This window comes from Mesorhizobium sp. M7A.F.Ca.CA.001.08.2.1 (genome assembly GCF_003998455.1).
Lineage (GTDB): Bacteria > Pseudomonadota > Alphaproteobacteria > Rhizobiales > Rhizobiaceae > Mesorhizobium > Mesorhizobium ciceri.
Genome location: NZ_RZPW01000247.1, coordinates 1 through 8,069 on the forward strand (window position 1 = coordinate 1; position 8,069 = coordinate 8,069).

Here is an 8,069-nt window from a genome sequence, read left to right on the forward strand (position 1 = left end):
AGATAGAACTGGTGATCTACGACTCCAAGAGCGATTCGACGACGATCTCGACCGTCGCCAGCCAGTTGATCGACAGCGACAAGGTCGTCGGCATCATCGGCTTCGCCGATTCCGACTCGGTGCTGGCCATCGGACCGCAGGTCCAGACGGCGCAGATACCGTTCATAACGCCAGGCGCGACCTCGCCGAAATTGCCTAGCCAGCTCGGCAACGAGATCTTCCTCGCCGCCTTCGGCGACAACGTTCAGGCTGCGGTTGGCGCGGAATTTGCGCTGAACAAGCTGAACGGCAAAACCGCCTACCTGCTGACCGACATCGGCACTGAATACACAACGCTGCTGTCGGACTACTTCGTCACCGCCTACGAGCATGGCGGGGGCAAGATTTTGGAGCGCGACACCTACAAGATCGGCGACAAGACCTTTACCGCGCAGATCGCCAAACTGAAGGCGCTGTCGCCGCAGCCAGACTTCGTCTATGCCTCGTCGAATGCCGAGGAAATCGGCCTGATCTTGAAGCAGATGCGCCAGGCCGGCATCAACCTGCCGGTGGTCGGCGGCGACGGCTACGACACGCCCTTGCTGATCCAGGTCGGCGGCGACGCGGCCAAGGACACCTACTTCACCACCCACGCCTATATCGGTGAGGGCGCCACCCCGAAGGTGCAGGCCTTTATCGACGCCTACACCAAGTCGGTCGGCAATGCCCCGGAGAACGCGTTCGCTGCGCTCGGCTACGACTCGGTCAAGCTGATGGCCGACGCGATCGAGCGTGCCGGTGCGCCGGATCCGGCCAAGATCCGTGACGCGCTGGCCGCTACGTCCGGGCTCGACGGCGTGACCGGCACGATCACCTACCGCCCGGGCATTTCGGTGCCGGACAAGTCGGTCTCGGTCATTGGTGTCAAGGACGGCAAGCTTGTCCTGGCAAGTGAAGCGGCACCGACCTTCGTCGCGGAGCCGTGATCTTGTCCACTCCGGGCTCCCTTTGGGACATCTACAGGTCGCGGCTCTCCGCCGCGACCTTCACCGACCTGACGCATGCGTTTCATCCGGGTCAGCCGCATTTCCCGGCCTTCCCGGACGAGGAGCGCAGTGCGTTGCTCGATTTTTCGAAGGGCGATGCCTTCCAGGTCCACCACTACGCCTTCGTCGGACAGTGGGGCACCCATGTCGATCCGCCGGTGCACTTCATCGACGGCGGCCGCTCGATCGACCAACTGCCGGTGGCGGAGATGCTTCTGCTGCTGGTCATCCTCGACATCAGCGACAGGGTCGCCGCCGATCCCGACGCGACGCCGACGCTCGACGACATTTCGGCCTGGGAGGCGCGGAACGGCCGTATCCCGGAAAAGTGTTTTGTCGCACTTCGCACCGGCTGGTGGCCGCGCTGGCCGGACCCCGTGGCGTTTCGGAACAAGTCGGCCGACGGTATCTCGCATGCGCCGGGTTGGTCGAAGCCGGTGCTGGAGGAACTTTTGGAACGCCGCGGTGTTGCTGCGATCGGGCACGAGGGCATGGATACTGATCCCGGCCGTGCCACTTCCGCAGGTGACGCAAGCCTGGAATACTATGTGCTGTCGCGCGACTGCTGGCAGATCGAGCTCTTGGCCAATCTCGACAAGGTGCCCGAAGCCGGCGCGTTGATAATGGCAAGCTGGCCAAAGCCAAAGGCCGGATCTGGCTTCCCGGCTCGCGCTGTCGCCATCCATGAAGCGGCCGGCTGAACGCGTGAAGCCGCTGCTGGCGGCGGTCAAGGGGCCGCCGCACAACGATCATCAGATACGGAATTCAGACATGGATATCGATACAGTCCGCGATGCTTTTCCGGCGATGGCGAGAGGTGCCGAGCCGAAGAAGCGGATTTTCTTCGACAATCCCGCGGGAACCCAGATGGCGAGCCGTTCGATCGAGCGTATGACGCGTGCCATGATCGAAACCAACGCCAATCTTGGTGGCTATTTCGAAACCTCACTCGCGGCCCAGGCGATGGTCGACGACGCGCATCAGGCGATGGCCGATTTCTTCAATGCCGCCGACCGGCGTGAGGTGGTGTTCGGCCAGAACATGACAACTCTGACTTTCGCCGTCTCGCGCGCCATCGGCCGCGATCTGAACGCCGGCGACGCCATCGTGTTGACGCGCATGGATCATGACGCCAACGTCGCACCCTGGCTGATGCTGGCGGAGGATCGGGGGCTTGAAGTACGCTGGATCGACCTCGATCCAAAAACGTTCGAACTCGACCTGTCGACGCTGGAGGCGACTATCGACGAGGACGTCAAGCTGGTCGCCGTCGGCTATGCCAGCAACGTTACCGGCACGATCAACGACGTGAAGCGGATCGCGCAGCGCGCCCGCGCGATCGGGGCGCTGAGCTATATCGACGCGGTGCAGTTCGCGCCGCATGGGGTGATCGACGTCCAGGAGATCGGCTGTGATTTCCTGGTTTGCTCGGCCTACAAATTTTTTGGACCGCATCACGGGGTGTTGTGGGGCCGTTTCGATCTGCTGCAGGCGCTGACCGCCTATAAGGTGCGCGCGGCTTCCAATACGCCACCTGGAAAATTCGAGACGGGAACGACAAGCCGCGAGGCGCTTGCCGGGGTGCTTGGCGCCGTCGAGCACTATGCCTGGCTCGGACAGTCCTTCGGCAACGTCCACCCGCAGGCGACGCGGCGGGAGCGCATCGTCGCCGGCATTGAAGTCGCCGACCGTTATGAGCGTGTCCTGACAGCACGGCTGATTGCCGGATTGTCCAGAATTGATGGCGTCTTGATCCAGGGCATATCCGATGTGGCGGCGCTGGCGCGCCGTGTGCCTACCGTGTCGATCACCGTTGACGGAACCGATCCCGCGGACATCGCCAAGGCGATGGCAGAGGAAGGCATCTATCTCTGGCACGGTCACAATTACGGTTTGGAGCCAATCAAGCGGCTGGGGCTTGCGGACCGCAACGGTGTCGTCCGCATCGGGCTGGCTCATTACAACACCGAGGCGGAAGTCGATTTCCTGCTGGCGAAGCTGGCGGACTGGATGAAGACGCGGACCTGACATGCGCGACAGAAACGGAACCCCGAGGATCGGCGTCAAGCTTCGCCATGCCAGACAGGTGCTTGGCCTCAGCCTGGAAGAGCTCGGCGCCCGCATCGGGCTGACAGAGGGTTATCTCTCGAAGATCGAAAACGACCGCGCTACGCCGTCCATGGCGGCTCTGCACCGGCTGGTGCAGGCACTGGGCATCAACATGAACGCGATGTTCGGCACGCTGCAGCACAATGCCTCGGAAGTGTTCGTTTTGCGGCAAAACGAGCGTCCGCACATGGAGACGGGACATCGGCGTTCGGGCAACCATGTCGTGCTCGAGCAATTGGTGCCGTCCGGTCCGGAATATCTGCTGCAGATCAACGTTCATGTGATCGAGGCCGGCGGCGGCAGCCCCGAGTTGATCAGCCACAAGGGACAAGAGTTCGGCTACGTGCTCGAAGGTTCCGTCGAATTGCTGGTCGAGGCGAACGTGGTGGCGCTCGAGGCAGGCGACGCGTTCTATTTCAACTCCGAACTCGGCCACGGCTACCGCAATATCGGTTCGACCACGGTCCGCATCCTCTGGGTCAACACGCCGCCGACATTCTGACCGCCTCCAGCGCGGCGCCGGATTTCGAGGGAGTTCTGAAGACGTCGTTCAATGAGCCAACGTCCACAGGACAACAGCCGCCGAGCCCAACCGTCCTGTTTCAATGCCCGAACGCGAGCGGCGGGGCCAGTCGGTCGCGCCGCAGCCAGCGCGCCAGCAGCAGCGCGGCCACCACGGCCAGCCCCGTCGACAGGCCGATCCAGATGCCGATGCCATGCAGGCCGAAATGGAAGGCGAGCAGCACCCCAAGCGGCAGGCCGACGCCCCAATAGCCGATCGCGGCATAGATCATCGGCACCTTTGTGTCGTGCAGGCCGCGCAGCATGCCGGCGGCCACCGCCTGAGCGCCGTCGAAGACCTGGAACAGCGCCGCGAAGACCAGGAACGACACGGCAAGTTCGATCACCCTGGCATTGGCCGGATTGCTCAGATCGATGAAGGCGCTGATCAGCGGATGCGGCCACAGGATCATCACCAGCCCCATCAGCGCCATGAAGGAAACGCCGATGACGAAGGCGGTCCAGCCGGCGCGCGACACGCCTTGCGGATTGCCGGCGCCATGCGCAAGGCCGACGCGCACCGTCACCGCCTGGTTGAGGCCAAGCGGCACCATGAAGGAGATCGAGGCGATCTGGATGGCGATCGCGTGCGCGGCCAGCGAATCCGCGTCGATCAGGCCCATCAGCAGGGCGGCCGCATTGAAGATAGTCACCTCGAAGGCGAGAATGCCGGCAATCGGCAGGCCGAGCCGCAACAGGCCCTTGAAGCGTGGCCAGTCCGATCGCCAGAACCGTCCGAACAGACGATAACGGCGGAACTTCTTCTCCAGCATCACCACGGCAGCCAGGCCGATGAACATCAGCGTTGAGGACAGCGAGGTGGCAAGGCCCGACCCGGCAATGCCCATCGACGGCACGCCGAGATTGCCGAACATGAACACCCAGTTGAAGAAGGCATTGCAGGCGACGGCAACAAAGACGATGACCAGCGCCCAGCCCGGCCGCTCCAGCGCCGAGATAAACGAGCGCAGCACGATATAGAAGTAGAAGGGCAGCACCGCCCATTCGAGCCAGCGCAGATAGATGCCGGCCTGATGCGCCAGTGCCGGTTCCTGGCCCATGGCCAGCAGAATGCCTTCGCCGTGCCAAAGCACGAGCCAGATCGGGATCGAGATCAGGATCGCCAGCCACAGGCCCTGGCGCACGGTGCGGCGCAGGTCGCGCACCGAATAGCGGCGGCGGCCAAGCTCGGTGGCGATCATCGGCGATGTCGCCAGCATCAGGCCGAGGCCGAAGATCAGCGGCATGAAATAGAGGTTGGCGCCAAGCGCGCCGCTGGCCAGCGTATCCGGCCCCAGCCGGCCCATCATCATGACGTCGGTGGCCGTCATCGCGGTCTGGCCGAGATTGGTCAGCACCATCGGCCAGGCGAGCGCCAGCGTCGCCCTGATTTCCTGACGCCAAAGATTTTCCGGCGCGCGAGCGCCGGCTTCGATCGCAGACATTGTTCCGCTCTTTCCAGCTACGGCGCGTCGGCCAGAGCCGGAAGCCGCATGTCAAACGGCAAAACCTTCGGTTTCGCGGCGTTTGCGTCAGCTTCTGGACGAAACGCGACATGAAGGCAAGAGAGGAGGGACGGGAACGGATTGAGCCAGGGACCGGCCCCGATGCTCTAGCGGATCGCGTCCAGCATCCGCCGCTGGCGGTGCATCTCGAGGAAAACCTTGTAGTCGCGGTCGAAACGCCCTGATGATTTCGGGTTCGACGCGCGCTTCCTGCCGCCTTGCTGCATGGCAAGACAGGCCGCGTTGAGGTCGGGAAACAGCCCGGCCGCGGTGGCGGCGATCATGCCGGTGCCGAGCAGCACCGCCTCGTCGGCCAGCGGCTCGATCACCGTGCAGCCGGTGGCGTCGGCATAGAGCTCCATCAACAGCGGGTTCTTGGTGTGGCCGCCGGTGACATGCAGCGTATCGATCAGATAGCCGTTCTCGTTCAGCGCCTCCAGCACGTGGCGCACGCCGAGCGCGATGCCGACGGCGGTGCGCCAGTAGAGCTTGCACAGGCTGTCGAAGGAGGAGTCCAGCGTCAGTCCGCTGACGACGCCGACGGCATGCGGATCGGCGAGCGGTGAGCGGTTACCATGAAAATCGGGCAGCACATGCAGCCGCGCGGCAAGGTTGTCGCCCTCGGTGGCGCGCAGCTCGGCGACACGCCTGGCGATCTTCGCATGCATGGCGGCATCCGGCTCGCCGCCGGCGCCGTGCCAGCGGATGATGTGGTCGAGCAGGGCGCCGGTCGCCGACTGGCCGCCTTCCGACAGCCACAGCCTGGGCAGCGCCGCGCCGTAATAGGGACCCCAGACGCCGGCGAAGGGCTGCGGATCCGGTGACATCGCCATGACGCAGCTCGACGTGCCGGCGATCAGCGCCAAATGCCGGCCGATGTCCTGTTGGTCGCCGGCAAAGCCGCCGAGCACGCCAAGCGCACCGGCATAGGCATCGATGACGCCGGCGCCGACCCGGCATTTCTCGCTCAGCCCAAGCTCGGCCGCTGCCTGGGCGGTCAGTTGGCCAATATAAGCGCCGACCGGGCTGGCCTTTTCCGGCAAATTGCCGTGCTCGAAAAGATCGCCGAGGCCGACGAGCGCAAAGAAGTCGCGCCGCCAGCCGGCCTCTTCATGCGCCAGATAGGTCCATTTGGCGGTCAGCGTGCATTGCGAGCGGGCCAGCGAACCTGTCGCTTGCCAGGTCAGGAAATCGGTGAGATCGAATAAATAGCCGGCTTCATTCCAGGTCTCCGGCAAATTGCGCTTCAGCCACATCAGCTTCGGTGTCGCCATTTCCGGCGACATGACGCCACCGACGTAATTCAGCACGGCATGGCCGCTTGCCGTGCATTCGTCGGCCTCCGCGATGGCGCGGTGGTCGAGCCAGACGATGGTGTCCCAGCGCTTGTCGCCCGTGGTCGAGACGCTGAGCTGGCCGCCTTGCCGGTCACGCACCACCAGCGAACAGGTGGCGTCAAAGCCGATGCCGGCGATCGCCTCGGGCGCCACGCCCGATTGCGCGACCGCTTCACGCGTGGCCGCGCAAACCGCCCGCCAGATGTCGTTGCTCGACTGCTCGACCATGTCGCCGGCCTCGCGCCAGACCTCGATGTCCCGTTTGGCCGAGGCAAGCAGGGTTCCCGTGTGGTCGAACACCCCGGCCCGCGCGCTGCCGGTGCCGACGTCGATGCCGAGGAAGTGGGACATTGGGGGAAACCTTCGGTTTAGGGCAGTAGGGGAGTAGGGGAGTAGGGCAGTAGGGCAGTAAGGCAGTACGGGAATAGGGGATGGTGGCTTGGCTCGGGCCCGGGCATTGAACGGCAGAGCAATCCTACTGCCCTACTGCCCTACTGCCCTACTCCCCTACTCCCCTACTCCCCCTAGAGATCATTGCTCTGCGGCAAAATCACCAAATCCCTTATCGTCACATTGCGCGGCCGGGTCAGCATGAACATCACGGCTTCGGCCACCTCGCGTGGCTGCATCAGGCCGCCGGCGGCGAGTTCCTCTTCGAGCTTAGCCTTTGGCCAGTCGTCGACCAGTGCCGTCACCACCGGGCCGGGCGCCACGGCGCCGACGCGCAGGCCGTGCTTGGCGACCTGCCGGCGCACCGTGTGGACGAAGGCCTGCACGGCGTGCTTGGAGGCCGTGTAGATCGGTTCCCATACCACCGGAACCAGACCGGCGATCGAACTGGTGACGATGATGTCGCCGGTCTTGCGTTCGATCATGTGCGGCAGCACTGCCTGGATCGAGCGGAAGCAGGCATTGATGTTGAGGTTGAGCATACGGTCCCAGACGTCGGGATCGCCGGTCGCCACCTCGCCGCCGACATAGGCGCCGGCATTGGCATGGAAGATGTCGAGTTGGCCGGCCTTCTCCAGGATTTGCGGCATCATGGTGGCGACGCTTGCCGGCTGCATCAGGTCGATCACCAGCGGGATCGCTTTGGGGCCGAGTTCGGCGCACAGTTTGTTCAGCGTCGCCTCGGCGCGGTCGACCAGCACCACGGTGGCGCCGGCCGCCAGCATATGCCTGGCGCATTCGAGGCCGATGCCTGACGCGGCACCGGTGACGGCGGCAACTTTTCCGGACAGTTCTTGGCTCATGTCTTGCTTCCTGTTGATGGGTTCAGGCCCGGCCATGCGAGACACGCGAGCGGCGTGCCAGCGAGTCGACGATGACCGCGATGGCAAGCACGGCGCCGGTGATCATGTACCGAAGCGACGAGGACAGATCGAGCAGCGTCAGGCCGCTGGCGATCGACTGGATGACGATGATGCCGAGCAGCGCCGAATAGGCGCTGCCGCGGCCGCCGAACAGGCTGGTGCCGCCTATGACGGCCGCTGCGATGGCGTTGAGGTTGACGTCGCCCGTGCCGGCCTGCT

Annotated in this window: 7 protein-coding genes and 1 pseudogene; 4 read left to right on the forward strand and 4 right to left on the reverse strand. The window is 64.3% G+C overall.

Annotated elements, in window-relative coordinates; all coding sequences use genetic code 11:
- From EN914_RS16340 to EN914_RS16355, 4 genes are all read left to right on the forward strand, one after another.
- Positions 1-965: ABC transporter substrate-binding protein (locus EN914_RS16340; protein WP_127389156.1), on the forward strand; the 965-nt coding region annotated here is incomplete at its 5' end.
- On the forward strand, positions 962-1,726 hold the full coding sequence (locus EN914_RS16345) for a cyclase family protein (RefSeq protein WP_245467519.1): 765 nt from the start codon (positions 962-964) through the stop codon (positions 1,724-1,726). The genes EN914_RS16340 and EN914_RS16345, both read left to right, overlap by 4 nt.
- A 70-nt stretch (positions 1,727-1,796) precedes the next feature.
- Positions 1,797-3,053, forward strand: coding sequence for a cysteine desulfurase-like protein (locus tag EN914_RS16350; protein WP_013528423.1), 1,257 nt, complete (start codon positions 1,797-1,799; stop codon positions 3,051-3,053).
- 1 nt (position 3,054) lies between these two features.
- Positions 3,055-3,636 carry a cupin domain-containing protein gene (locus EN914_RS16355; protein ID WP_013528422.1) on the forward strand — a complete coding sequence of 194 codons (582 nt, stop codon included), beginning with the start codon at positions 3,055-3,057 and terminating at the stop codon, positions 3,634-3,636.
- Between the two features lie 100 nt (positions 3,637-3,736).
- Here EN914_RS16355 and EN914_RS16360 read toward each other — a convergent pair whose 3' ends face one another.
- The 4 genes and pseudogenes from EN914_RS16360 to EN914_RS16375 all read right to left on the reverse strand — a co-directional run.
- Complete coding sequence (locus tag EN914_RS16360) at positions 3,737-5,140, reverse strand: MATE family efflux transporter (RefSeq protein WP_024502048.1); 1,404 nt, start codon at positions 5,138-5,140, stop codon at positions 3,737-3,739.
- 167 nt (positions 5,141-5,307) lie between these two features.
- Entirely contained in the window at positions 5,308-6,888 is a 1,581-nt protein-coding gene (locus EN914_RS16365) for an FGGY-family carbohydrate kinase (RefSeq protein WP_127389157.1), read from the reverse strand.
- Positions 6,889-7,061: 173 nt separating this feature from the next.
- Complete coding sequence (locus EN914_RS16370; RefSeq protein ID WP_024501651.1) at positions 7,062-7,790, reverse strand: SDR family oxidoreductase; 729 nt, start codon at positions 7,788-7,790, stop codon at positions 7,062-7,064.
- Positions 7,791-7,812: 22 nt separating this feature from the next.
- Positions 7,813-8,069 (reverse strand): annotated as a pseudogene (locus EN914_RS16375) (sugar ABC transporter permease); the annotation flags it as partial.